Raw genomic sequence first — 24,698 nt, 5'->3', positions numbered from 1 at the left:
CGTTTCCCCGACATCGTCACCGAGTTCCTCCAGCCCCTGCTCCACGTCCCCGGCCATCCCCTCTCCCTGGCGCGGTTCGGGGCGTACGCCGCACTCCCCGCCACCCTGCTCGCGCGCCGGTGGCGGACCGACGAGGCGCAGGCCCTCTTCGCCGGCGTCGCCGCGCACGCCTTCCGCCCCCTCGGGTCGCCGATGTCCTCCGCGATAGGCGTCGCCCTGGGGACGGCCGCGCACCGGTACGGCTGGCCCGTGGCCGTGGGCGGATCCGCCTCGATCACCCGCGCGATGGCCAGCCGACTGGCCGAATTCGGAGGCCGGATCGAGACCGGCGTGACCGTGCGGGACCACCGCGAGCTGGGCCGGCCCGACATCCTCATGCTGGACACCTCCCCCGGCGCCGCCGCCGACATCCTCGAGGGGGTCCTGCCCGCCCGGGTCAGCCGGGCGTATCGGCGCTTCCGGCACGGACCGGGGGCCTTCCAGGTGGCCTTTGCTGTGGAGGAGGGGATCCCGTGGACCCACGAGGCCTCCCGCGTGTCGGGGACCGTCCACGTCGGGGGCACGCTGGCCGAGATCGCCGCCGCGGAGCGCGGGATCGTCCGCGGCGTCATGCCCGAACGGCCGTTCGTCCTGGTCGGCCAACAGTCGGTGGCCGACCCGGGTCGGGCACGGAACGGAGTCCATCCAGTGGATGCGTACGCACACGTACCGGCGGGATGGCGGGGCGACGCCACCCGGACGATAATCGAGCAGATCGAGCGCTTCGCGCCCGGCTTCCGCGACCGGATAGTCCACACCCACACCCGGACGACCCACATGATCGAGCAGTACAACCCCAACTACGTGGGAGGAGACATCGTGACCGGCGCCAACACGCCACTGCAACTGGTGTTCCGTCCGCGCGTGGCCCCCGACCCCTACTACGCCGGCGTGCCGGGCGTCTACCTCTGCTCGGCCGCCACACCCCCCGGCGCCGGCGCCCACGGGATGGCCGGCTGGAACGCCGCGAGGTCCGCCCTGTCCTCGCTGGCGAGTCGATGACCTCCACGGAAGGAGCCCACCGGACCACGCGCCGGGGTCGGACGCGGGCCGGACGACGCGCATGCTGAGCACGACCCCGCAGAACCACGAACGGCTGCAGGAGCTGACCCGCCAGATCGGGGTGCGGCTGAGCAGGAGGACAGCCGACGTGAGCGACAGCATGACCTCGGCGATCGAGAACGCCATCGGCGAACTCGACGACGGCACCATGCGGTCGGCACTGCACGCCAGCGTGTCGAACAACGTGGAGGTCATCTTCCACCTCCTGTCGCGCACCGAGGAGGCCCACGATCTCCCCCCGCTCCCCGCTGCGACCCGGTACGCCGTGGAGCTCGCCCGCCGGGACGTGTCGAGCGCGGCGCTGCGCCGCGCCTACCACGTGGGGTCCGACCATCTGCTCGCCCGCGTCTTCGACCAGGTCCAGGAGATCGACTGCGAACCGCACGAGAAGCTGCAGCTCTACCACCATCTGGCGGGGTGGATGTTCCAGTACGTCGACGAGATCACCCGGACCGTCATCGCCGCGCACGACGACGAGGTGCGCTCGTCCCACAACCGGACGGCTCGTTCGATCACGTCATCCGTGCACAGCATCCTGATGGGACAGCGCGTGGATCCGGCCGCGTTCGAGAAGCTCACGGGATACCGCCTGAACCAGGTGCATCTCGGGTGCCGCATCTGGATCGACGACTTCGCCTCCGTACCCGACCAGGAACGGGAGCTCTCCGCACTGGCGGAGGAGCTTGCCCGGCTGCTGGGGGTGGGCCGGGCGCCGCTCGTGGTGATGACGGGTCGGTCCACGGCCGAGGTGTGGTTCGGCTCGGAGAGCCGCCCCTCCCCGCTCGACCCTGCCACCACAGCGGCGATGGCGGCGGCGGCCCCCGGCGCACGGATCGCCTTGGGCGCGCCCCATCCCGGCGTCGACGGTTTCCGCGTCACGCACGGCCAGGCCGAACAGGCGGCCACGGTCGCGCGGGTCTCCACGGCCGCCGACGCGCACGTGGTCTCCTACTCGGACGACGCGATACCGGTGATCTCCCGACTGGCCGATGACGTCGCGGCAACGCGACGGTGGGTTCATGAGGTGTTGGGCGAACTGTCGTACGACACCGCGGACGCCGCCAGGCAGCGCGACACGGCGAGGGTGTTCCTCGAGACCGCGGAGAGCTACACCGAGACGGCCTCGCGACTGCTCCTGCACCGCAACTCGGTCAAGTACCGCCTGACCAAGGCGGAGAACGCGCTGGGCCGACGGCTGGGCGACAGGAGGCTGGACACCCAGCTCGCCCTGGCCACGTGCCACGTGCTGGGGAGTGTGGTCCTGGCCCCGGATCCGTCAGTCCCCTGACCTGACGATCTCCGACCTGCCGTCCCCCGACTTGCCGTTCTCGTTGCCGCGCCGCCGCAGGAGCTGGAAGCCCGGGATGCCCTGAACCGCGTCGAGGCAGTGCTGGGCCACCTCGAGGATCTGATGGACCTCTGGGGCGACCGTGTCCAGGGACGCCAGGACCGGCATGACGTCGTTCTCCAGCGTGTCCCCGAGCGCCGGCAGGTGGTCGATGAACTTCACGACCGCCTTGATCTCCTCGGGCTCGACCGAGGACAGGACCTCGTCCGCGATCGGTTCGACCAGGGCGATCACCCGGTCCGCCCACACCAACACCTCGGTGATGCGCGTCGCGACCATCCTCGCGGTGCCGGGATCGAGCTCGGCGTCGACGAGCTGCGCCTCCACGATTGGCCTCACGGGGGCGAGGGCGGACTCGGCGAAGTCCAGGATCGGTTCGATCCGTCCGATCACCCCGCCGGCCGCGGTGACCAGCCCGTCCGCGGTCTCGACCGTCGAGTCGACCCTGAGCACCACGTCGTCGGCCGCGTCGACGGTCGACCTGACCCGCGCCACCACCCCGTCCGCGGAGTCCACGGTGGAGGCGACGCGGCCGACGATGCCGTCCGCGGCCGACACCGTGCCCGCGACGTCGTCCACGACGAGGTTCGCCCGCGCCACCGTGCCGCGCACGCCGTCGACGGTCTCTCCCGCGGCGGAGACGATCGAGTTGATCGAGCCGACCGTGCGGTCGACCTCCTCGAGCAGACGCCGGACCCGGCGCACGATGTCGTCGACGTCGTCCAGGAGCGCGAGCACCCGCGCCGGCACGAGCAGGATCTCCCGGGCCACCGATAGTTCCCACTCCACCACGCGCAAAGCCGCTTTGGCCACGGATGCCGGAGTGGGGACCCGGAGCTGCATGTCTGCCATGAATCGATTCTGCCCGAACATCCCACCGGAGGCCGCCCGATCTGCGCACCATGGGGGCATCGACGGTCCCGGCCGATCGGACCGATCACCCGGAGGGTTACACAATGAACACTGAGTGGGTCACCAACTTCGACGAGCTGCGACTCGAGGACGCGCCCGAGTACGGCGGGAAGTCAGCCAACCTCGGGGAGATGACGGGCGCGGGATTCCCCGTCCCGCCCGGGTTCTCCGTCGGGCAGTCCGCGTACCTGGACGCGATGGACACCGGCGGCGTCCGTGCCCGGCTCTACGCCGAGAGGGTGCCGGAGGAGGGACTCACCGAGGCCGAGCTCATGGCCAGGTCGGAGGATCTCACGCGGACGGTCGCCGAGGTGGAGATGCCGCCCCGGCTGCGCGAGGCGATCCTCGAGCACTACCGGGGGCTGGGCGCGGACGTGCCCGTCGCGGTCCGCAGCTCCGCGCCGGCGGAGGACGCCGGGGACACCTCGTTCGCGGGGATCCACGAGTCCTACACCGACGTGATCGGCAGCGACGCCCTGATCGACGCGGTCCGGAAGTGCTGGTGCTCGCTGTGGTCGCCGCGGGCGATGACCTACCGGGCGGTCTCGGGCTACCACGACGAGCCGTCCATCGCGGTCGTCGTGCAGCGGATGGTCCGCTCCGACACCTCCGGCGTGGCCTTCACCGCGGACCCCCGCACGTCGCAGATCGACCGCGTGGTGATCGAGGCCGCCTACGGCCTGGGCGAGGTGGTCGTGGGCGGCAAGGTCGAGCCCGACACCTACGTGGTCGCCAAGTCCGACCTCGACATCCTCACCGCCCACGTCGGCCGCAAGGTCTCGCGCATCATCGCCGGCAAGACGGAGGACGGGCTCGTGCCGGTCCCCGAGGAGCTGCAGACCGAGCGCGTCCTCGACGACCAGCAGGTCCGCGCCGTGGCCCGGCTGGCGATGGCGTCGGAGGCCCACTACGGCAAGCCCCAGGACACGGAGTTCGCGATCGAGGACGGCGAGCTCTTCATCGTCCAGACCCGACCGATCACCACCCTGACCGCGGACGCGACGGCGGGGGGCGCGGGCGGCGACGGGCCGGGGTCGGACTCCCAGGGCGAGCCGATCGCCGAGGGGCTGGGGGCCGGCCCCGGCATCGCGACCGGACGCGCGCGGGTCCTGCGCGAGCTCGCCGACGGGGCGGACCTCGCGGCCGGCGAGATCCTGGTCGCCACGATGACCGATCCGGACTGGCTGCCGATCCTCAAGCGCGCGGCGGCGATCGTCACCGACGAGGGCGGCGTGACGTGCCACGCGGCGATCGTCGGCCGCGAACTCGGTCGCCCCGTCATCGTCGGCACCCGGACGGCGACCACGGACATCGCCGACGGTCAGATCATCACCGTCGACGGCACGGCCGGCCTGGTCTACCCGGGCGCCGTGCGCCAGGCCGCCGCCGAGCAGGCCCCGGCCGACGCCGGCCGGGCCCCCGAGGTGCGGACCCGGGAGGTCACCGCCACCGCCGTGTACGTCAACCTCGCGACGCCCGACGCCGCCGCCCGGGTGGCCGCGATGGACGTCGACGGCGTGGGCCTGCTGCGCGCGGAGTTCCTCATCACCAGCGCGTTGGACGGCGTCCACCCGCGCAGGCTCATCGCCGAGGGGCGGGAGGAGGAGTACGTCGGCCGGATGGCCTCGGGGATCTCGACGATCGCCGCCGCGTTCGACCCCCGTCCCGTGGTCTACCGCGCCACCGACCTGCGCTCCAACGAGTTCCGCGGTCTGCTCGGCGGGGAGGTCGAGGCGGAGGAGCGCAACCCGATGATCGGCTACCGCGGCTGCTACCGCTACACCCAGGAGCCGGACCTGTTCCGCCTCGAACTGGACGCGCTGGCCCGGGTGCGCCAGAAGCACGGCAACCTGCACCTGATGATCCCGTTCGTCCGCACCAAGTGGGAGCTCCGGGCCTGCCTGGACATCATCGACTCCCATCCGATCGGGCGCGACCCGGGCCTCAAGCGCTGGATCATGGCCGAGGTCCCGTCGGTGGTCCACTGGATCCCCGAGTACGCGGCGATGGGCATCGACGGTGTCTCGATCGGGTCCAACGACCTCACGCAGCTGACGCTGGGCGTGGACCGGGACTCCGAGGTGTGCGCGGAGCTGTTCGATTCGATGGACCCGGCGGTCATGGCGTTCATCGACCAGATCATCGACCGCTGCCAGGAATCGGGGCTCACCGTGTCGCTGTGCGGCCAGGCCGCCTCGACCGACCCGGCGATGGCCGAGCACCTCGTCCGCAAGGGCGTGACGTCGGTGTCGGTGACCCCGGACTACGCGGAGCTCACGCGGCGGACCGTCGCGCGCGCCGAGAAGTCCATCCTGCTCGACGCCGCGCGGTCGGCCGGACGGCGCCCACCTGCGAAATAAGAGCAAATCCTCACCTTGGACTACTCGCCGGGAACGCACTAACATCTGTCTTGTTACCGGCGAGTAGGTTCCGGTGTGCCCGTTGCCACCTACGCCCTCTCCCACCGGCACCACCACTGCCACGACACCTCAGTCCGAACGGAGACCGTGATGGGTCACTACAAGAGCAACGTCCGCGACCTCGAGTTCAACATGTTCGAGGTCCTGCGCATCAACGAGGCACTCGACGCCGGTGAGTTCGGCGACATGGACACCGAGACCGCCAAGGGCATCCTCGGCGAGGTCGCCACCCTCTCCGAGGGCCCGGTCGCGGAGTCTTTCGCCTCCGCCGACCGCAACCCGCCGATCTTCGATCCCGAGACCCACTCGGTCACGCTCCCCGAGGACTTCAAGAAGTCGTTCAAGGCCTGGTACGACGCCGGCTACTGGTCCATGGGCCTGCCGGAGGACCTCGGCGGAATGCCGGCGCCCCGCGCGATGGTGTGGGCCACCGGAGAGATGATGCTCGGCGCCAACCCGCCGGCGTTCATGTACTCGGCCGGACCGTCCTTCGCCGCCGTGCTCTACGAGAACGGCACCGAGGAGCAGAAGAAGTGGGCCGCCACCTGCGCCGAGCGCGGCTGGGGCGCCACCATGGTGCTCACCGAGCCGGACGCCGGCTCCGACGTCGGCGCCGGCCGCACCAAGGCCGTCAAGCAGGACGACGGCACCTGGCACATCGAGGGCGTCAAGCGGTTCATCACCTCGGCCGACGCCGACGACATGTTCGAGAACATCTTCCACCTGGTCCTGGCCCGGCCCGAGGGCGCCGGACCGGGCACCAAGGGCCTGTCGCTGTTCTTCGTCCCCAAGTTCCACTTCGACTTCGAGAAGAACGAGATGGGCGAGCGCAACGGCGTGTTCGTCACCGGCGTCGAGCACAAGATGGGCATCAAGGTCTCCACCACGTGTGAGGTGACCTTCGGCGGCCACGGCGTGCCGGCCAAGGGCTGGATGGTCGGCGGCGACGTCCTCAACCAGGGCATCCGCCAGATGTTCGACGTGATCGAGCACGCCCGCATGATGGTCGGCACCAAGGCCATCTCCACCCTGTCGACCGGGTACCTCAACGCCCTGGAGTACGCCAAGGAGCGCATCCAGGGCGGCGACATGGCCGAGATGGCGGACAAGAACGCCCCCCGCGTGTCCATCACGCACCACCCGGACGTGCGTCGCGCGCTCATCCGGCAGAAGGCGTTCGCCGAGGGCCTGCGCGCGGTGTACATGTACACCGCCGCCCACCAGGACGTCGAGATCGCCCAGCGGGTCTCCGGCGCGGAGGGCGAGCTCGCCCACCGGGTCAACGACCTGCTCCTGCCCATCGTCAAGGGCGTCGGCTCGGAGCGCGCGTACGAGCTGCTCACCGAGTCGCTGCAGACCTTCGGCGGTTCGGGCTTCCTGCAGGACTACCCGATCGAGCAGTACATCCGCGACGCGAAGATCGACTCCCTCTACGAGGGCACCACCGCGATCCAGGCGCAGGACTTCTTCTTCCGCAAGATCGCCCGCGACCGTGGCACCGCCATCGGTCACGTCTCCGCGCAGATCAAGCAGTTCCTCGCCGACGACGCCTCGAACGGCCGGCTGGCCGCCGAGCGTGAGCTCCTCGCGACCGCCCTGGCCGACGTCGAGGCGATGATCGGCACCTGCTTCGATCACCTGCTCGCCTCGCAGGAGGACCCCCGGCGCCTGTACACCGTCGGCCTGGCGTCGGTGCGCCTGCTCATGGCCTTCGGCGACCTCATGATGGGGTGGAGGCTCCTGGTGGGCGCCGAGGTCGCCCTCGGCGCGCTGGACGGCGCGTCCGACGACGACAAGGCCTTCTACACCGGGAAGATCGCGGCCGCCCGGTGGTTCGCGGCGAACGAACTCCCGCTCATCACCGCCACCCGCGGGATCGTCGCGGGCCTCGGCAACGAGCTCATGGAGCTGGACGAGGCCGCGTTCTGACGCACGCCTGACCCCCGCCGAAAATCCGCTACTCCCCCGCACGATTCGCTACCCGCACCCGGATAGCGGACCACGCGGTCGGGTAGCGGATTTTCGGCTTTCGAGACTACTCCGGCGCGGGCGGGGGCCTGGGTGACCCGGCCGGGACCACCCGGCCGGGCATCGCGGCTAGTTGCCCGGGACGCCCGGGATGCGGAACTCCGGCAGACCGGGGATGCGGATGGGGTCGCCCGGCCCGGGCGCCGCCGGCGGGGCGGGGTCGTCGTCGCGCGGCGCGGGGCTCGCCACCCGGCACTCGATCCGGTCCTGCGGCGCGTACGTGGAGGACACGGTGTCGGTGCTGACGGTCGCGTCGCCCCGCTGCACCACGCGGGTCACGCGGGCGGTGAAGCCGTCCTGGCCGGGGTCCGGCGTACAGCCCGCGGTCGTGACGACGCGGGTCTGCGGCCGGCGGACATCGGAGCGGGGCGCGGTGGACACCCGGACGGTGTACTCGCGGGTCCCCCACAGCCGGACGGTCACCGAGCTGCCGCCGCCCGAGGCGTCGATCACCAGACCGGTCGCCTGACCGTTGCGGAACCCCACGTCCGCCGAGGCGGTCGCGTCCCGACCGGCGGGGAAGGCCGGCCCGTCGACGCCCCTGCCCGTCCGGACCAGGTCCTGCGCACCAGCCTCGAAGGCCGCGTTGAACAGGGCGGTGGCCACCGCGTCCGCCGAGGTGTCACCGGACACGGTCCCGGCGACCTCGGCCATCGAGAAGGAGCCCCCGGCGGGGATGAAGTGCCCGGCGAGCGAGGCGATCATCGACTGCGCCCGCCCGTCCGCCCCCACCGCGACGGTGAACTCGCCGACGGGCTCCCGGATCCCGGCCTTCTCCGCCTCCTCGGTGGTGAGCTCGGGATCCCGACCCACATAGCCGACCGGCAGCACGCGAGGCCCCCGGACGTCGGTGAGCTGGCCCGGCAGGGCGCCGAGCAGGGGTCCCCACTCGACGGTGCGGCCCTGGACCGCCGGGACGACCGAGGCCCGGGACCCGCTGAAGGAGAACGTGGCGTCCCGGCCCTCCTGTTCGGTCTCCCCCAGCAGCGGCTCGAGGATCCCTTTGGCCGCGTCGGCGTCGAAGCGCGGCTCGAGCACGGCACCGTCGCGGACGAAGGTCAGGTACTCGCCGATCCGCTCACGGGGGAAGGCGATCGGCGCGGCGTCGGGACCGGCGGGGTCCACGGTCTCGATCTCGCGTTCGGCGGGCACCGCGCGTTCCCGGCCGGGTGGCGGCGGCGGGGCCGGCATGCGGGTGGTGATCGTGGTCAGCGGGGGTTCGGTGCCGTCCCCGCGCATCCGCGACGCCAACAGCGTCACGTCGCGCCCGGCGGCGGGCTCCGCCACGTCGCGGACGAGCGCCCGGACCTCGTCAGCACGAGTCTCCGTGGGGGTGAAGTCCACCACGAGGTCGACCCCGTCGTCGTCGAGCCAATGTTCGAGCACCGCATCCCGCGAGCTCTCGATCCGGAGGCGCTGACCGTCGATCGGGATGGCCGACCTGACCTGGTCACGGTCGAACCAGATGGCGCCCTCGCGCGGCTCGAAGTCGGCCTGCAAGGCGAGCTTCTCCAGGAAGTCCGTCAGCCGCGCGTCGGGGATCACGCTGGCGATGCCCACCTCTCTGGACCAGACCAGGCTGATCAGGCGGGTGACGGGGTTGAGGGGCTGCTCGCCGCCCCTGTCGAGGGTGCCCTGCCAGTCCACGGACAGCCCCACGGCCCGGGGATCGAGCGTGGTGGACACGACCCCGGCGCGCAGATCCACCTCGTCGTGGACCCGCGGTCCGAGTTCGCGGATCAGGAGCTGCTCGGCGTCACCGGTGCGCATCCCGCCCACCTGGATTCCCGCGACCTCGGTCCCGCGCGGGACCCGACCGATGCTGTGGACCAGGTCGAAGCCGTAGAGGACCGACAGGCCCATGAAGACGCCCACACCGGTGTAGATCCAGCGGGAGCGCACCCGGTAGCGACGACGATCCGCGGCCGCCGGCTGCGGGCCGTCGCCGTCGATCGAGACGGGCCGAGCCGGGCCGACGCCGCTGGTGGTGGACTCGTCCACGCCTGACTCACGCCCCCCTCCGGAACACCCCATGACCTTGCCCGTCCACTATGGCGTAAGGGCACCGATGCGTGCAGACCCCGCGCCGGGTGCGGGGTCTGCACGGTCACACGAGGTCACCCGTGGTGGGCTCCACCGCAGGGAGCCCTATCGCGTCGAGGCGGCGGTCAGCGCTCGACGATCGCGGTGACGCCCTGCCCGCCGGCGGCACAGATGGAGATGAGCGCGCGGCCCGAGCCCTTCTCCTCCAGCAGCTTGGCCGTGGCGGCCAGGATGCGGCCGCCGGTCGCGGCGAACGGGTGGCCGGCTGCCAGCGACGAGCCGTTGACGTTGAGCTTGGAGCGGTCGATGGCACCCAGCGCCGTGTCCAGACCCAGGCGCTCCGTGCAGTACTCCTCGGACTCCCACGCGGCGAGGGTTGCCAGGACCTGCGAGGCGAACGCCTCGTGGATCTCGTAGTAGTCGAAGTCCTGCAGCGTCAGCCCGTTGCGCTCGAGCAGCCGCGGCACCGCGTAGGTCGGGGCCATGAGCAGCCCGTCCGGGGTGCGACCGTCGTGGCCGTGGACGAAGTCGACCGCGGCGGTCTCGGAGTCCACCAGGTACGCGCGGACCGGGAGCTTGTTCGCCTTCGCCCACTCCTCGCTGGCCAGCAGGACGACGGAGGCGCCGTCGGTGAGCGGCGTGGAGTTGCCGGCCGTCATGGTGGCCTCGGTGCCGTGCGCCTCGGCGTCACGCTTGCCAAAGACCGGCTTGAGCGTGCCCAGCTTCTCCTCGTTGGAGTCGGGCCGCAGGTTGTCGTCCCGCGCCACGCCGAGGAACGGGGTGACCAGGTCGTCCTGGAATCCCGACTCGTAGGAGGCGGCGAGGTTGCGGTGGCTGGTGGCGGCCAGGGCGTCCTGGTCGGCGCGGGTGACGCCGAGCTCGCGGGCGGTGATGGCGGCGTGCTCACCCATCGACAGGCCGGTGCGGGGCTCGGAGTTCTGCGGCTGCTCGGGCACCAGCGCCTGGGGGCGGAGTTCCCCGAGGAGCTTGAGGCGGTCCACGGTGGACTTGGCGGCGGAGACCTTGATGAGGATCTTGCGCAGGTCGTCGTTGACGGCGAGCGGGGCGTCCGAGGTGGTGTCGGCGCCGCCGGCGATGCCGGAGTCGATGCGCCCCAGGGCGATCTGGTCGGCGATCTGGATGGCCGTGGCCAGTCCGGTGCCGCAGGCCTGCTGCACGTCGTACGCCGGGGTCGACGAGTCGAGCACGGAGCCGACGACCGACTCGCGGGTGAGGTTGAAGTCGCGGGAGTGCTTGAGGACCGCACCCGCGGCGACGGCGCCGAGCCGCTTGCCCTGGAGGTGGTAGCGGCTGGCCAGGCCGTCGATCACGGCGGTCAGCATGTCCTGGTTGGAGGCGTCCGCGTACTTGCCGTTCGAGCGGGCGAAGGGGATTCGGTTGCCGCCGACGATGGCGACCTTGCGGGGGCTTGTGGTCACGTGTGTCACTCCCGTTTGTTCTCGGTGTCCGGTGGCCCGCAACGCGGCCCTGGCGAGTATTGTTACTCAGCAGTAAGTTACTTGTCGACCCGCAGTACCGCACCTCTCCAGGAGATGATCGCCATGGCACAGGGCAACCTCGACCTCTACTCGCAGTTCGTGACCTCGGCCCCCGGGTCGTTCATCGCCGGCAAGGTCGGCCTCCCGCAGCCGGAGCAGCTGCGTCGCTTCGAGGCCGGGCAGCCCGCCCTCCACGGGCCGGTCCTGGTCGGCGGCCAGGGGCGCCTCGCCGAGCCCGTCCGTGAGATGCTGCAGGGCGACTACGACCTCGCCGGGGCGGACGCCGAGGGCAAGTTCGCCGGCCTCGTCTTTGACGCCACCGCCGTCCGGCGCGCCGAGGACCTCAAGGCCCTCTTCGACTTCTTCAACCCGGTCGTGCGCCGCGTGACCCCGAGCGGCCGCGTCGTGGTCCTGGGCACCATCCCGGAGGAGACCGGCTCCGTCGAGGAGCGCATCGCACAGCGCGCGCTCGAGGGCTTCACCCGCTCCCTCGGCAAGGAGATGAAGCGGGGCACCACGGTCCAGCTCGTCTACGTCTCCGCGGACGCCGACGCCGGCGCCTCCGGCCTCGAGTCCACCCTGCGCTTCCTCCTCTCCGGCAAGTCCGCCTACGTCGACGGCCAGGTGTTCCGTGTGGGCGCCGGCGGCGCGACCGCCCCGGCCTCGTGGGACCAGCCGCTGCAGGGCAAGGTCGCCGTCGTCACCGGCGCGGCCCGCGGCATCGGCGCGGAGATCGCCGCCGTCCTGTCCCGCGACGGGGCGCACGTCATCTGCTGCGACGTCCCCGCCGCCGGCGAGTCGCTCTCGGCCACCGCGAACAAGGTCGGCGGCACCTCGCTGCCGCTGGACGTGACCGCCGCCGACGCCGCCGAGGTGCTGGCCAAGCACGTCGAGGAGCGCCACGACGGGGTGGTCGACATCCTCGTCCACAACGCGGGCATCACCCGGGACAAGACCCTCGCCGGGATGGACGCGGCCCGCTGGGACTCGGTCATGGCCGTCAACCTCATCGCGCCCGAGCGGATCACCGCCGACCTCGCGGAGAAGGGCGTCCTCACCGAGGGCGGCCGCGTGATCGGGGTGTCCTCGATGGCCGGCATCGCGGGCAACCGTGGCCAGACCAACTACGCCGCCTCCAAGGCCGGCGTGATCGGGTTCGTCAACGGGGCCTCCGCCGAGCTGGCGTCCAAGAAGGTCACCGTCAACGCCGTGGCCCCCGGCTTCATCGAGACCCAGATGACCGCCGCCATCCCCTTCGCCACCCGCGAGGCCGGCCGCCGCATGAACTCCATGCAGCAGGGCGGTCTGCCGGTCGACGTGGCCGAGACCATCGCCTACTTCGCCAGCCCCGCCTCCTCCGCGATCACCGACAACGTGATCCGGGTGTGCGGCCAGTCGCTGCTGGGCGCGTGATCTGACATGGAATACACCCGCCTTCCCGCCATCCCCAACCTGCTGTCCCAGTACGGCAGGGCCGCCCTCGGCGCGGTGCCCGTGGTGGGCGGCAGCCGCGACGGCAAGTCGATGCCCGCCACCGGCGTCGAGGTCTCCGGCGTGCGCGTGGACGTGGCCAACCTGGCCGCCTACGCCCGCGTCTGCGGCCTGCGGTTCGGTGACACCCTCCCGCTGACCTACCCGTTCACCCTGGCCTTCCCGCTGAGCATGCAGCTCATGCTGGATCCGGCCTACCCGGTGCCGGCCATGGGGTCGGTGCACCTCACCAACGAGATCTCCTCCCGCCGCCCGCTGCGCGTGGGGGACGAGCTCACCATCCGCGCGCGCGCCGAGAACCTGCGGGAGCACCCCGCCGGCCTGCTGCTGGACATCGTCACGGAGATCAGGACCGGCGACGACGACGAGCCTGCCTGGGTCCAGACGGCGGGCCTGCTCTCCAAGCGCAGGACGTCACTGACCCCGGCCAAGGACGCGCCCCGTCCGCCGAGGCCCGAGCCGCCCACCGCGGCCGAGATCGGCGATCCCACGGTGGTGAGGTCGGTGTCCGAGGCGCTGATCTCCGAGTACGCGGCCGTGTCCGGCGACCGCAACCCGATCCACGTCTCCACGGTCGGCGCCAAGGCCTTCGGCTTCCCGAACGTCATCGCCCACGGCATGTGGACGGCCGCCACGCTCCTCGGCGTGGTCGAGGGCGCCATCCCCGAGCGGGCGCGCTACTCGGTGGAGTTCGGCAAGCCGGTGGTGCTGCCGGCCAAGCTGGGCGTCTACGCCCGGCGCGGCTCCGCGGCCGGCGATCCCGCGTGGTCGCTCACGGTGCGGAACCCCAAGAAGCTGGGAACCGTGCACGCGAGCGCCACGATCGAGGAGATCTAGCCCCACCACCCGCTCGACCCCGGGAACCACCGTCAACGGCGTTCCGGATGCCCGCCCGAGAGGCGGGTGCCCGGGACGCCGTTCCCGTCGCATGGCGGGGTGCGGTGTCGCGCTCGCCGCGCGGGGAATACGTTCGGTGGGACCGAAGTCCACGTCCCACCCCGACCGAGGAGCGCCTCGTGTTCTCTCCCTCCCTGCCCCGCAGCGTCGCCGGCGCGGCCATCGCGATGGCGGTGACCGTCGCATCGCCCCTGACCGCGTGCGCCCAGAGCAGCCTGCCCGGCGGCGGTTCCGGCACCGGGTCACTGGGGTCGCTGGCCCCCGAGCAGCCGCTCTCCCCCGGCCCCGAGGTGACCGTCCAGGAGGTGTCCGGTGGCCTCACGATCCCGTGGGACGTGGCCCGCGACCCCGACGGCCTCATCATCACCGGCGAGCGCGGCTCGGGGACCGTGTACGCGATCCGTCAGGGCGGGGAGCGGACCCGGGTCGCCGCCGACTTCGGCGAGTTGTCCAACCGGGCCGAGAGCGGACTGATGGGCCTCGCGCTGGCGAGGGACTTCGCCTCCTCCCGGGAGGTCTACACCTGCCACTCCGACGCCGCCGCGGGGGACAACAGGGTGACGGCGTGGCGCGCGGCCGACGACTGGTCCGTCCTCGAATCCCCGCGGGTGCTCGTGGAGGGGATCCTGTTGTCCGCCCAGGGGCTGCATTCCGGCTGCCGCCTCCTCGCCCACCCCGACGGCACCCTCTACGTGGGCACCGGGGACGCGTTCACCGGCCCCGCCCCGCAGGACCTCGCCGGATTGTCGGGCAAGATCCTGCACGTCACCCGGACCGGGGCCCCCGCCGGCGACACGATCGGCGACTCCCCCGTCCTCACCTACGGGCACCGCAACGTGCAGGGGCTGGCGCTGCGGCCGGACGGCGGGCAGGTCGTCTCCGCCGAGCACGGACCGAGCCTCGACGACGAGGTGAATCTCGTGATCCCCGGGGGCAACTACGGCTGGGACCCCGACACCCGCGGCCGGTACGACCAGAACGTCCCGATGACCGATACCGAGGCCTTCCCCGCGGCCGTCCAGGCGTCGTGGAGCTCGGGTGCGCCCACCCTCGCGCCCGGTGGGATCGCCTTCCTCGACGACCCCGCGTGGGGCGAGTGGGACGGGGCCCTGGCGGTGGCGATGCTCAAGACCAGCCAAATAGTCCTGATGAAGCTGTCCGCGGACGGGCGCTCCGTCACGCAGACCGCGAGCATCCTCAAGGACGCCCACGGCCGCCTGCGCTCGATCACCGCGGAACCCGGCGGGTCGCTGCTCGTGACCACCTCCAACGGCGGCGGCACCGACAAGATCCTGCGCATCAGCCCCGTCGCGGAGTAGCCCACCACCCCGCCACCCCGCCATCCCACCCGCTTGCGCTGCCCCCTCGACTTGCGCTGCCCCCTCGCCCTGCGCTGCGTGTCTGGTCCATACGCAGGTCACAACCCCTGGAACACCGCGCAGAGGGGCAGCACACCCCGGAACCGCCCGTTCCCGGTGCGCTGCCCCTCCGGCTCGCGCTGCCTCTATGCCCGCAATCGCCCGGGTTGCGATGCGGCAATGGACCGATCCGCCAGCGCAAGGCGAAGGGGCAGCGCACCTCGGCGGGCCGGTCAGTGGCCGGCCGGCCGGGCTCGGTCCACCGGGGCTCGGTCCGCCCGGCCGAGCAGCGGCCCGGCCATCAGCGCGATCAGCACACCGCCCACGATCAGCGGCGCGACGGTCCAGCGCATCCCGGCGTGCTCGGCGATGAGGCCGACCACCGGCGGGGAGGCCAGGAACCCCAGCCGGATGACCCAGTTGAGCACGGCCAGCCCGGTCCCGGGGGCCAGGCCCGGCACGGAGTCGGCGGCGACCATCGCACCAGGGATGATCGTGGCGATGCCCCACCCGGCCAGCGCCGACCCGACGAGCAGGGCGGCCACCAGGACCGGCCCGTCCAGGGCGAAGGAGGCGACCAGCGCCGCACCCGAACCCGCCACCACGCACGCCCCGCCCATGCGGCCGACGTGCGCCGCGCCGACGCCCTCGACCAGGCGGTCGCCGGTGAGACGACCGACCAACTGCATGCCCTGCACGGCGATGAACCCGAGTCCCGCCAGGCCCGCGCCCGCCGCCGCCACCTCGCGCAGGTAGAGGGCGGACCAGGTCTGGGCGAAGTCCTCGACGATCGCGGCGCAGCAGGCCATCAGCCCCAGGGCCGCCAGGAGCAGCAGCGTGCGCCCGGTGGCGCGGGCCGGCGTCCGGGGCCGGGCGCCGCGGCCGGACCCGTGCTCGGCACCCGGGGGCCCCAGCCGGAGGGGGAACGCGGCCAGCGCGGCCACAGTGCTGGCGACCCCCGCGGCGATCATCTGGAGCACCACCGGCGTGCCGACGCCCGCGGCCACCGATCCCCCGGCGGCGCCGAGCGCCGCGCCGAGCGACCACACCGCGTGGAACCGGTTGATCAGCGAGCGTCCGTGGCGCGACTGGACGCGGATGCCGTGGGCGTTCATCGACACGTCGGTGATCGCGTCGCACAGCCCGAACAGCAGCAACAGCCCCGCGAACACGGCCAGGGCGGGCGAGAAGCCGACGAGCGCCACGATCGCCGACGCCGCGATCATCGCGGCGACCGCGACCGCCCCGTCCGAGCGTCGCCTCATGAGCGCGGGCGTGAGCAGCCCGCCGACCAGCGCCCCGGCCGGGTAGCAGGCCATGGCCAGCCCGAACGCGGCCGGCCCCAGGTCGAGGGCGTCCTTGAGGTCGGGCAGCCGGGGCACGATCGCGCCGAAGACCGCCCCGTTCGCGGCGAAGAGCAGCGCGGTGGCGACGATCGGGCCCCGAACGCCGGTGGCCACGGCATCCTCGCGCGCACCGCCGTCCGTCCAGGTCACGGCCGCCACACTACGTCCCGAGCGCTCGCCGGTAGCGTGACGCGGGAGAACAGCGGACCGGTGAGGGGAGCGCGGCATGTATGACGTGACGGCGGGGATCGAGACCCACGACGGCGGCCGGCGCGTGGCGTGCCGGGTGCCGCTGCCCGTCGCCCCCGGGGTGGTGTGGGACGCGGTCGCGACCGGCGAGGGCATCTCCTCGTGGTTCGTGCCGTGCGCGCTCGAGCCGCAGGTGGGCGGGCGGATCGTGCAGTTCGCCGACCCCGGCGCCCCCGACCCCACGACCGGCCCGGAGGCGGCGGCCGAGGCGATGCTCACCGCGACGGTCGGCGAGATCACCGTGTACTCCCCGCCGTCCGGGTCCGCGCCGGGGACGTTCACCTACGCCGAGCGGGACTGGATGGGCGAGGGTGTCCCGGTGCCGCCGTGGGAGACGTCGTGTGAGGTGGCCGACGACGACGAGGGCGGCAGCCTGCTCACCCTGCGGTCGGGGTTCGGCTCCGGCGGGCAACTGGCGGAGGAGTCGGTGGACGGCAGTGTCGACGGCTGGGTGCAGGCGCTGACCGTGCTGGCCCACCGGCTGACCCATCGCCCGGCCGACGGGGTGGTGACCGTGGACGCGGCCACCGATCCGGTTGACTGCGGGGTGCCCGAGCTGTGGGCCCGCGTGACGGGGAGGCTGATCGCGCCGGCCGCCGGGGCGGGCGGGGGCGCCGGGGACGGCGGCGGCACGGTCGCCCGCTCGGGCGAGGTGGGCGGCATCGTCGCGGCGGGGTCGGAGGCGGCCCTGACGCTGATCCTGTCGGCCCCGGTCGACGGCGTCCTGGAGCTGTTCGCGTTCCCCGCCGGCGAGACCCACGAGGATGCGGCGGGGCGCGCCGCGATCGCAGTGAGGGCGTACGAGTACGTAGAGGCCCCCGGCGGCACCGGGGAGCCGCTGGGCGCCGCCGCCGTGGACGGCGTCGAGCCCACGTGGGACGCGTCGCGGTGGCGCGCCTGGCTCGGTGGGCTGATCGCGGACTGACCCGCTCCACGGTCCGCCTCAGGCGACTCTCACGCCCGATCAGTATTGTGTCGTGGAGCACGTGAGACGCATACCGACGAGGAGCGACACCCGTATGGCCGATTCCAACGACACCGTGACCATCGCGACCGGCGAGGGCGCGTCCGGCACGACCCTCCTGGGGATCGGCGCCTACCGCCCCGAGCGCGTGGTGAGCAACGAGGAGATCTGCGAGTCGATCGACTCGACCACCGAGTGGATCTACGAGCGCTCGGGCATCCTCAACCGTCGCTTCGGGAACGAGGAGGAGACGGTCGTCATGATGGCCAGCGCCGCCGCCGAGAAGGCCGTGCGGTCCGCGGGCATCGACTCGGAGCTCGTCGACGCGGTGATCGTGTGCACCTCCACGTACGAGAGCATGACCCCGCACGCCGCGCCCAAGGTCGCGATGAACATCGGCCGTAACGGGATCGCCGCGTTCGACCTCACCGCCGGCTGCGCCGGCTTCGGCTACGGACTGGCCGTGGCCACCAACCTCATCCGTGGCGGCGGGGCGAAGTACGTCGTGGTGGTGGGCGTCGAGCGGATGAGCGACGGCATCGACCCCACCGACCGCAACACCGCCTTCATCTTCGGCGACGGCGCGGGCGCCGTGGTGGTGGGCCCGTCGGACTCCAACGATGTGGGCCCGGTGGTGTGGGGCTCGGACGGCGAACAGGCCGACGCCATCAGGCAGACCAAGAACTGGCGCGAGTTCATGGCGGAGGCCTCCGACGGCGCCGCGGTGCAGCCGTACCTGGTCATGGACGGTTCCAAGGTGTTCCGCTGGGCCGCGGTCCAGGTCTCCAAGGTGTGTGCCAAGACGCTCGAGACCACGGGCGTGACCGCCGAGCAGATCCAGGCGTTCATCCCCCACCAGGCCAACGGCCGCATCAACTCGGCCATGGCCAAGCACCTCGGGCTGCCCGACTCGGTGGCCATCGCCAACGACATCGAGCAGACCGGCAACACCTCGGCGGCCTCGATCCCCCTGGCCATGGAGGCCATGCTGCGGGACGGCCAGGCCAAGGAGGGCGACCTGGCCCTGTGCATCGGCTTCGGTGCCGGACTGTCCTACGCCGGCCAGGTCGTGCGCCTGCCCGCCGCACCGCCCGTCGACTGACTGCCCTCGCCGCCGGGCCTCGCCGCCCGGCGGCGGCGTCGAGTCGCTCCGTCCGGTGCCGTGCCGGCCCACACTAGAACGCGTTCATGCGAGAGTGGGCCCATGACCACAGCTCGCCCCCGCCGGTCCGCACGCCGCCTGCTGGCCGGGTCCGCCGCCGTCGCCGCGTCAGCCGTCCTCGCCTCCCTGGCCGTGGTCCCCGGCGCCGCCGCCCGAATTCCCGCTCCCCCGCTACCGGCCGCACCCGCCGCCACCGGATCCACGGCCGAGCAGACCGGTGAATCCATCGAGACCCTGGGCCGGAACATCGCGGATCAGACGACCGGCACCGGAACCGGCCCGTCGGTCTACACCGGCACCGGCGCCGGGCCGTCCCGGTACGTCGCGCTGGGCGACTCCTACGCGGCGGTCGGCCGGATCGCGCCCGGGTCCTGGGGCGGCGGCCCGGCGGCCTGCGTCCGCACCGACGACGCCTACCCCGTGGTGGTGGCCCGTGGCCTCGGCGTGGGCACGTTCGTCAACGCCAGCTGCGGCGGCGCGGTCGCGGACGACTTCTGGACCCCCGGGCGGACCGGCGCCCCTCCGCAGTTCGAGGCGCTCGACGCCGGGACCGACCTGGTCTCGCTGACCATCGGCGGCAACGACGTGGGGTTCGCCGCGGTCATCCTCGCGTGTGCGGTGCGGCCGAACATCGCGACCGAGTTGCGTCCGATGGTGGACGGCGCCACCGGCACCATCGCGAAGGGCTTCGACGTCTCGACCGGGTGCGCTGACGTGATCGACCGTCAGGCCGCCGAGGCGCTGGAGACCCTCGACGGGCGTATGGACTCCGTCTACCGGGGCATCGCCGAGCGCTCGCCGAACGCTCGCGTGGTGACCGTCGGCTACCTCGCCGCGGTTCCCGAGGACGACCAGATCATCCGCGAGTCGCCCGCCTGCGCGCCGTTCATGGCGATCAGCCGGGAGGAGCGAGCCAAGGTCCGCGGCTTCCAGGAGAGCGTCAACCGGGTGGTCCGCGAGGCCGCCGAGCGAAACGGCGCCACCGTCGTCATCCCGGACGAGCCCGGTCGCTCGATGTGCGCGTCGCCCGAGACCCGCTGGGTCGACTTCACGGGACTGGACACGGGAGCGGTGCCGGTGCACCCGACCCCCGCCGGACACGCTCACGTCGCGAACCGTGTCCTCGCTGCGCTTGGCTGAACCCAGGCGGCTGAACCGCCTGCGCGGCGGCGACGGGGACAGCAGAATGTGAGAATGCCCACTCCCCGTCGCCGCCGCACCGGCTCCCGCTTCGTCCCCACCCTCGCCCTGGCCGCCTCCGCCTGCCTCGCGGCAGTGCCCCTGGCGTCCGCGCAGTCCACCGCCCAGGCGGACGGCACGATCACCGTCGGTTCGCTCGGCTCGACCGCGGACCTGCCCGCCTCCGCGTCGGGCTCGCTCGGTTCCCTGGCTCAGCCCGCGTACGCCGACTACGTCGCGCTGGGCGACTCGTACGCGGCCTTCGGTGACCAGACCGAGACCCTCGGCCCCGCGAGCTGCGACCGGAGCACGACCAACTACGCCAGCACCCTCGACGCCAACCCGGCCGTCGGCGATCTCACCGACGTGTCCTGCGGCGGCGCCAGGATCCCGGACCTCGCCGCCGGGCAGGCCCCCGGAATCCCGGCGCAGTTCGACGCGCTCGACGTCGGCACCGACCTGGTCACCCTGTCCATCGGCGGCAACGACGTGGGCTTCAGCATGATCGTCGGCTGCATCACCAGGCAGGGTCCGTTCGCCCAGCTGCCACCCACGTCCACGTGTCAGTCCCAGATCGGTGGGAACGTCGAATTGGCCATCAACGCCGTGTTCGGCACCGGCGGCCAGATCGATGACGTCTACGACGCGATCGAGGAGCGGTCGCCACAGGCGAAAGTCATCGCCACGCGGTACCTGCCGCTCATGCCGGCCGCCGGGGGAAGCTGCGCGTTCACCGACTCACTCAACCCGGACGACGTGGCCTGGGCCCGAGCGGTGGGCGCGGCCATCAACGTCGCCGTCAACATCGCGGCCACCCGCAACGGCCACGTCTCGGTCCTGCCCACCAGCGTCGACGACCGCAGCGCCTGCGCGCCCGCCGACCAGCGCTGGACCGACTTCCTCGGGGGGCCGCCGACCAACGCCGCCCCGTTCCACCCCACCGCCCTGGGCCAGCAGGCCATGGCCGGGGCCATCGCGGACGCGCTGTAGCCCGTCCAGCCCGCTCAGCCCGTCCAGCCCACCCAGCCCGCGAGAACTCAGCCCTCGAACAGCCCCTGCCCCACGTACCCACCCTCCGGAGCGCCGGGCGGGAGCGTGAACACGGCCGACCCGATCGGGATCGTCCACGTGTTGAGCGCGTCCTGCTCGGCGAGCCGCTGCTGGACCGGGACGTAGGTGCGCACCGGGTCGGCCATGTAGGCGGCAAAGATCAGTCCGCTGTTGCTGATCTCGCCCCGCTCCGGCGGGTCGTCGTAGTTGTACGGCCGACGCAGCATCGCCTCGCCGCGGTTCCGCTGCCGCGCCCGAGCCATGTGCGACTCGGGCGGGATCACCGGCAGCCCCACCTCGTCGACGGCCTCGAAGTCGGCGGGGTCACCCTCGGCGGTGCCGGTCAGCGGGGCTCCGGTGTCGAGCGTCCTGCCCACGCTCAGCTCGCGCGAGGTGCGGTCGATCTGCTCCCAGGTGTCCAGGGTCATGCGGATGCGCCGCAACACGAGCGAGGACCCGCCACGCATCCACCTCTGGACCTGCCCGTCCGACGAGCGGCCGTCGGAGAACAGGACCTGGTCGACGTCCACGTCCTGCGCGGAGGGGTTGACCGTGCCGTCGACCTGCCCGAACAGGTTCCGTTGCGTCCGCCCGGTCGGATCGGTGCCCACGGCCTTCCGGAAGCCCCGCTGAGCCCACTTCTGCTCGGCCACGCCCCGGACCCCGGAGGCCAGCACGCGCGCGGCGTGCGAGACCACCGGGGCGTCGTCGGCGCAGATCTGCAGCAGCAGGTCCCCCTCCGACCACCGGTCCTCGAGCCTGTCGATCTGCGGGAACGCCGGCAGCTGCCGCAGCCACGATGGCCGCTTCTCCGGCATCCCGATGAGGTCGAACAGCCGTGGACCGAGCCCGATCGTCACGGTGAGCCGGGCCGGGTCCTCCGCCAGCTCGGGCTCGAGGTCCGCCAACCCCCCGCGACCGGAGGTGAGCCGGGCGGCGTCCTGCGACCACGCCCGCAGGACGCCCTGGATCTCGGCCCGGGTCGCGCCCGGGACGATGTCGAACCCCACGAACGCGGCGTGCGATTGCGGCGGCGTGGTGATGCCGGACTGCCGCGGGCCGTAGAACGGCTCCGTGGCGGCCCCCACGGCACGCGAGTCCGCGACGGTCTTCCAGTCCGGGCCCGCCTCGTCGTCGTCCAGGGCGCCCCGTCCCGCGTATCCGACGAGGCCGCCGGCCACGCCGCCCCCCACCACGGCGGCGACGCCGCCCGTGAGGACCGATCGCCGGGACGGGCCGCGCGTGGTGGAGTCCGCGCGGACCGGGTCAGCCATCCTGGTTCATACCGCCGACGTAGTCCTCCTGGCCGCCCTGGAAGTCGCGCGCGGAGACGGTGATGACCTGCTCGGTGCCGTCGGCGAACTCCAGCGTCAGGTCGATCGACTGCCCGGTGGTGACGGGCTCGGTCAGGTCCATGAGCATGATGTGGTTGCCGCCGGGCTGCAGGACCAGCTCGCCGCCGGCGGGGATGACGAAGCCGTCCTGCTTCTCCCGCATCATCATGCCGCTGCCGCCGGGGACGGTCTCGTGCAGTTCCTGGCGCGTGCCGATGTCGCTGGACACGCCGACCAGGTGCACGTCCTCGGAGCCGGGGTTGGTGATGAGGCCAAAGACCCCTGTCATCTTCTGATCGGTGGCCTTGGCCCAGCCGTCGGAGAACTCGACGACCCGTCCGGTGGCGTCGTCGGCGATCCTGGCGGCGTCCTCGGCGGCCTTGTCCGCGGCGGAGCCGACGACGGACGTGGCGGAGGAGACGGCCTCGGTGGCCTCGTCGCCGGAGCCGCAGGCGGTCACGGTGACGGCGAGGGCGAGGGCTGAGGCCGCGGCGAACGCGGCGCGGGTGTTCTTGCGCATGACTGAGTCCTTACGTGGTGTGTGGGGTCGCCCGGCGGCGGGAGCGCGCGCCGGTGCGGAGATGAGGTCACACAGCCACGGGTGGAGCCCGCGTACCTCCGCCGCCGAGGAGGAACCGTCCGCGCGGGGCGGCGGCGTCGTAGGAGGGGATGACGGGGGCGACGACGACGAGGTGGGCGGTCGCCGGCAGCGGCGTCACCCGCGCCGCCACCCAGGCCAGAGCCCCGGACAGGATCGCCACCAGGGCGAGCGTGGCCAGGATCGCCGCCGCGTGCGCGCCCAGCATCCCCGGGGAGAGCAGGGCGGCAGGCGAGGTGGCCGCGTCGAGGGCCGCGCCGTCCATCGCGGCCCGGACGGCCGCAGGGTCGGTGACGTGATGCCCGATCGCCCCGGCCGCAGTGCCGGTCGGCGTCGAGTGCGCCGCGGCGCCGTGAGCGTGACCGGTGACCAGGGCCAGGTGGACGAGCCCCTGCCCGGCGATCAGCCCGCTCGCCGCCACCGCCATCGGGGCGCGGGTCCGGGCGAGGGTCGCGGTCACGACGCCCACTGCCGCGCTCGCGGCCACCACGAGCAGGATCTGGCCGGTCTCGGGGGATCCTGCGCCGGGGCCGGCGGCCAGCCCGTGGGCGCTGATGCCGAACACCCCACTGACCATCGCCACGATCGTCCCGACCAGCGCGGTCACCACGGGTGTGACCTCTGCGCGGAGACGGTCGGCGGACATGAGGTCGATTCTATGCCCCGGGGGGTGTTCGGATCTACTCGCCGGTCGCCGATTCGGGGGTGAGCTCCATCCGCGCGCGATCCTCGTCCGCGAGGCCCGCCTCAATCCGGGCGAGCATGTGGGGGCGCATCTCGGGCAGGTCGTCCACGGCGAACCATCGCACGTCGGTGTTCTCGCCGTCGGCCGGATGCGGCTCGCCGCCGAGGTAGGTGCAGGCGAAGGTGTGGTCGAGATACTGGGCGCGGTCTCCGTTGCCGTAGGTGACCATGCGGGAGACGCCGATCGAGGCGACGCGGTCCACGCGGATGCGGACTGCCGCTTCCTCCCACGACTCCCGCATCGCCGTCTCCGCGGGGTGTTCACCCGGGTCGACGATCCCTGTGACGGGGGTCCACCAGCCATTGTCGGCGCGCCGGACCAGCAGCACGTTCGCGCGGTCGGCGTCGCGGATGACGGCGGTCGCCCCGGCCAGCCAGAGCGGCGCGGTCCCCACATGTCTGCGGAGTTCCAGGACGAAGTCGGGGACGCTCATGGCCCCGAGCGTATCGGCACGGCGGAAATGGGCGATCCCCCGCCGACCATGTGGTCAGCGGGGGATCGCGTGGAGCCTGATCAGTTCATCGCCCGGTCAGACCGGACTGCGAACCGAGCTCAGGGAGCGGGCTGCTCCTCCGGCTGGCACTCTTCCTGCTTCATGGAGCCATTGTCCTTGAGGAAGTTGATGGCCTCCGGCGGCAGGGTGCAAACGATCCCCAGGTTGATCTCCGGGAGCGGCGGGAGCTGGACCTGGCCGGAAACGACCAGCCCGATGCCGATGCCGGCCACGGCGAGCGAACCGAGCGCCAGGAGGGACCCGGTGTCGGAGCCCGTCTCGCCGGAACCGGTGGAGCCGCCGATGGTGATGTCGCCCGAACCGAGCTGCGAGGAGCCGGCGGCGAGAGTAGCGATGATGCTCTCGAGCGAGCCACCGTCAAGCGACTCAGAGTCGGAAGCGGTGCCCAGCGACTCCGTGTCGGAACCCGTGCCCAGCGACTCCGTCACCGAACCGAGGTCCTCCGAACCACCCGACAGCG

19 protein-coding genes and 1 pseudogene are annotated in these 24,698 nt (G+C 72.5%); 11 read left to right on the top strand and 9 right to left on the bottom strand.

Annotated elements, in window-relative coordinates:
- Positions 1-1,041, top strand: a 1,041-nt coding sequence (locus Q0444_RS13310; RefSeq protein ID WP_299023436.1) for an NAD(P)/FAD-dependent oxidoreductase, incomplete at its 5' end; no start/stop codon positions are given.
- A gap of 61 nt (positions 1,042-1,102) precedes the next feature.
- Complete coding sequence (locus tag Q0444_RS13305) at positions 1,103-2,389, top strand: CdaR family transcriptional regulator (RefSeq protein ID WP_291085749.1); 1,287 nt, start codon at positions 1,103-1,105, stop codon at positions 2,387-2,389.
- Here Q0444_RS13305 and Q0444_RS13300 read toward each other — a convergent pair.
- On the bottom strand, positions 2,378-3,301 hold the full coding sequence (locus Q0444_RS13300) for a methyl-accepting chemotaxis protein (RefSeq protein WP_291085746.1): 924 nt from the start codon (positions 3,299-3,301) through the stop codon (positions 2,378-2,380). The genes Q0444_RS13305 and Q0444_RS13300 overlap by 12 nt on opposite strands.
- A gap of 104 nt (positions 3,302-3,405) precedes the next feature.
- Between Q0444_RS13300 and ppsA the strand changes: the two genes are divergently transcribed.
- A complete protein-coding gene (gene ppsA, locus Q0444_RS13295) occupies positions 3,406-5,721 on the top strand; it encodes a phosphoenolpyruvate synthase (protein WP_291085744.1) in 2,316 nt (771 codons plus the stop codon).
- A 150-nt stretch (positions 5,722-5,871) separates the two neighbouring features.
- Positions 5,872-7,710 (top strand): acyl-CoA dehydrogenase, encoded by a 1,839-nt coding sequence (locus Q0444_RS13290; RefSeq protein WP_291085752.1) that lies wholly within the window; start codon positions 5,872-5,874, stop codon positions 7,708-7,710.
- 168 nt (positions 7,711-7,878) lie between these two features.
- Here the strand turns inward: Q0444_RS13290 and Q0444_RS13285 are convergent, their stop codons facing one another.
- On the bottom strand, positions 7,879-9,810 hold the full coding sequence (locus tag Q0444_RS13285; RefSeq protein ID WP_291085742.1) for a VanW family protein: 1,932 nt from the start codon (positions 9,808-9,810) through the stop codon (positions 7,879-7,881).
- 167 nt (positions 9,811-9,977) lie between these two features.
- Positions 9,978-11,291, bottom strand: coding sequence for an acetyl-CoA C-acetyltransferase (locus Q0444_RS13280; RefSeq protein WP_291085739.1), 1,314 nt, complete (start codon positions 11,289-11,291; stop codon positions 9,978-9,980).
- A 117-nt stretch (positions 11,292-11,408) separates the two neighbouring features.
- Between Q0444_RS13280 and Q0444_RS13275 the strand changes: the two genes are divergently transcribed.
- The 3 genes from Q0444_RS13275 to Q0444_RS13265 all read left to right on the top strand — a co-directional run bounded on the left by Q0444_RS13275 (position 11,409) and on the right by Q0444_RS13265 (position 15,058).
- A complete protein-coding gene (locus Q0444_RS13275) occupies positions 11,409-12,764 on the top strand; it encodes a 3-oxoacyl-ACP reductase (protein WP_291082695.1) in 1,356 nt (451 codons plus the stop codon).
- A gap of 6 nt (positions 12,765-12,770) precedes the next feature.
- Positions 12,771-13,679, top strand: coding sequence for a MaoC/PaaZ C-terminal domain-containing protein (locus tag Q0444_RS13270; protein WP_291082692.1), 909 nt, complete (start codon positions 12,771-12,773; stop codon positions 13,677-13,679).
- A 179-nt stretch (positions 13,680-13,858) separates the two neighbouring features.
- A complete protein-coding gene (locus Q0444_RS13265; RefSeq protein WP_291082688.1) occupies positions 13,859-15,058 on the top strand; it encodes a sorbosone dehydrogenase family protein in 1,200 nt (399 codons plus the stop codon).
- A 272-nt stretch (positions 15,059-15,330) separates the two neighbouring features.
- Here the strand turns inward: Q0444_RS13265 and Q0444_RS13260 are convergent, their stop codons facing one another.
- On the bottom strand, positions 15,331-16,593 hold the full coding sequence (locus Q0444_RS13260; protein WP_291082685.1) for an MFS transporter: 1,263 nt from the start codon (positions 16,591-16,593) through the stop codon (positions 15,331-15,333).
- 76 nt (positions 16,594-16,669) lie between these two features.
- Between Q0444_RS13260 and Q0444_RS13255 the strand changes: the two genes are divergently transcribed.
- The 4 genes from Q0444_RS13255 (at position 16,670) to Q0444_RS13240 (ending at position 20,987) form a co-directional block, all read left to right on the top strand.
- Positions 16,670-17,617 carry an SRPBCC domain-containing protein gene (locus Q0444_RS13255; RefSeq protein WP_299023435.1) on the top strand — a complete coding sequence of 316 codons (948 nt, stop codon included), beginning with the start codon at positions 16,670-16,672 and terminating at the stop codon, positions 17,615-17,617.
- A 94-nt stretch (positions 17,618-17,711) separates the two neighbouring features.
- Positions 17,712-18,758 (top strand): beta-ketoacyl-ACP synthase III, encoded by a 1,047-nt coding sequence (locus Q0444_RS13250; protein ID WP_291082681.1) that lies wholly within the window; start codon positions 17,712-17,714, stop codon positions 18,756-18,758.
- 102 nt (positions 18,759-18,860) lie between these two features.
- Positions 18,861-19,958 carry an SGNH/GDSL hydrolase family protein gene (locus tag Q0444_RS13245; RefSeq protein WP_291082678.1) on the top strand — a complete coding sequence of 366 codons (1,098 nt, stop codon included), beginning with the start codon at positions 18,861-18,863 and terminating at the stop codon, positions 19,956-19,958.
- Positions 19,959-20,012: 54 nt separating this feature from the next.
- Positions 20,013-20,987: an SGNH/GDSL hydrolase family protein gene (locus Q0444_RS13240; RefSeq protein WP_291082676.1), complete on the top strand. Its 975-nt coding sequence runs from the start codon at positions 20,013-20,015 to the stop codon at positions 20,985-20,987.
- Between the two features lie 47 nt (positions 20,988-21,034).
- Here Q0444_RS13240 and Q0444_RS13235 read toward each other — a convergent pair whose 3' ends face one another.
- The 5 genes and pseudogenes from Q0444_RS13235 to Q0444_RS13215 form a co-directional block, all read right to left on the bottom strand.
- Positions 21,035-22,321 (bottom strand): Dyp-type peroxidase, encoded by a 1,287-nt coding sequence (locus Q0444_RS13235; protein ID WP_299023434.1) that lies wholly within the window; start codon positions 22,319-22,321, stop codon positions 21,035-21,037.
- A complete protein-coding gene (locus Q0444_RS13230) occupies positions 22,314-22,901 on the bottom strand; it encodes a copper chaperone PCu(A)C (RefSeq protein WP_299023433.1) in 588 nt (195 codons plus the stop codon). The genes Q0444_RS13235 and Q0444_RS13230 overlap by 8 nt, the downstream gene beginning before the upstream one ends.
- A 67-nt stretch (positions 22,902-22,968) precedes the next feature.
- Positions 22,969-23,625, bottom strand: coding sequence for a hypothetical protein (locus Q0444_RS13225; RefSeq protein ID WP_291082664.1), 657 nt, complete (start codon positions 23,623-23,625; stop codon positions 22,969-22,971).
- Positions 23,626-23,659: 34 nt separating this feature from the next.
- Positions 23,660-24,157: an NUDIX domain-containing protein gene (locus tag Q0444_RS13220; protein WP_291082661.1), complete on the bottom strand. Its 498-nt coding sequence runs from the start codon at positions 24,155-24,157 to the stop codon at positions 23,660-23,662.
- A 119-nt stretch (positions 24,158-24,276) separates the two neighbouring features.
- Positions 24,277-24,698 (bottom strand): annotated as a pseudogene (locus Q0444_RS13215) (hypothetical protein); the annotation flags it as partial.

Origin of the sequence: uncultured Dietzia sp. (assembly GCF_937873725.1) — a bacterium.
In the GTDB taxonomy this organism is placed as follows: Bacteria; Actinomycetota; Actinomycetes; order Mycobacteriales; family Mycobacteriaceae; genus Dietzia.
This window is presented reverse-complemented; position numbering and strand designations above follow the sequence as displayed.

Coding starts and splice junctions, on each gene's coding strand:
- Q0444_RS13305 (WP_291085749.1), top strand. CDS start 1,103: ATGCTGAGCACGACCCCGCAGAACCACGAACGGCTGCAGGAGCTGACC.
- Q0444_RS13300 (WP_291085746.1), bottom strand. CDS start 3,301: ATGGCAGACATGCAGCTCCGGGTCCCCACTCCGGCATCCGTGGCCAAA.
- ppsA (WP_291085744.1), top strand. CDS start 3,406: ATGAACACTGAGTGGGTCACCAACTTCGACGAGCTGCGACTCGAGGAC.
- Q0444_RS13290 (WP_291085752.1), top strand. CDS start 5,872: ATGGGTCACTACAAGAGCAACGTCCGCGACCTCGAGTTCAACATGTTC.
- Q0444_RS13270 (WP_291082692.1), top strand. CDS start 12,771: ATGGAATACACCCGCCTTCCCGCCATCCCCAACCTGCTGTCCCAGTAC.
- Q0444_RS13255 (WP_299023435.1), top strand. CDS start 16,670: ATGTATGACGTGACGGCGGGGATCGAGACCCACGACGGCGGCCGGCGC.
- Q0444_RS13250 (WP_291082681.1), top strand. CDS start 17,712: ATGGCCGATTCCAACGACACCGTGACCATCGCGACCGGCGAGGGCGCG.
- Q0444_RS13245 (WP_291082678.1), top strand. CDS start 18,861: ATGACCACAGCTCGCCCCCGCCGGTCCGCACGCCGCCTGCTGGCCGGG.
- Q0444_RS13240 (WP_291082676.1), top strand. CDS start 20,013: ATGCCCACTCCCCGTCGCCGCCGCACCGGCTCCCGCTTCGTCCCCACC.
- Q0444_RS13235 (WP_299023434.1), bottom strand. CDS start 22,321: ATGGCTGACCCGGTCCGCGCGGACTCCACCACGCGCGGCCCGTCCCGG.
- Q0444_RS13230 (WP_299023433.1), bottom strand. CDS start 22,901: ATGCGCAAGAACACCCGCGCCGCGTTCGCCGCGGCCTCAGCCCTCGCC.
- Q0444_RS13225 (WP_291082664.1), bottom strand. CDS start 23,625: ATGTCCGCCGACCGTCTCCGCGCAGAGGTCACACCCGTGGTGACCGCG.
- Q0444_RS13220 (WP_291082661.1), bottom strand. CDS start 24,157: ATGAGCGTCCCCGACTTCGTCCTGGAACTCCGCAGACATGTGGGGACC.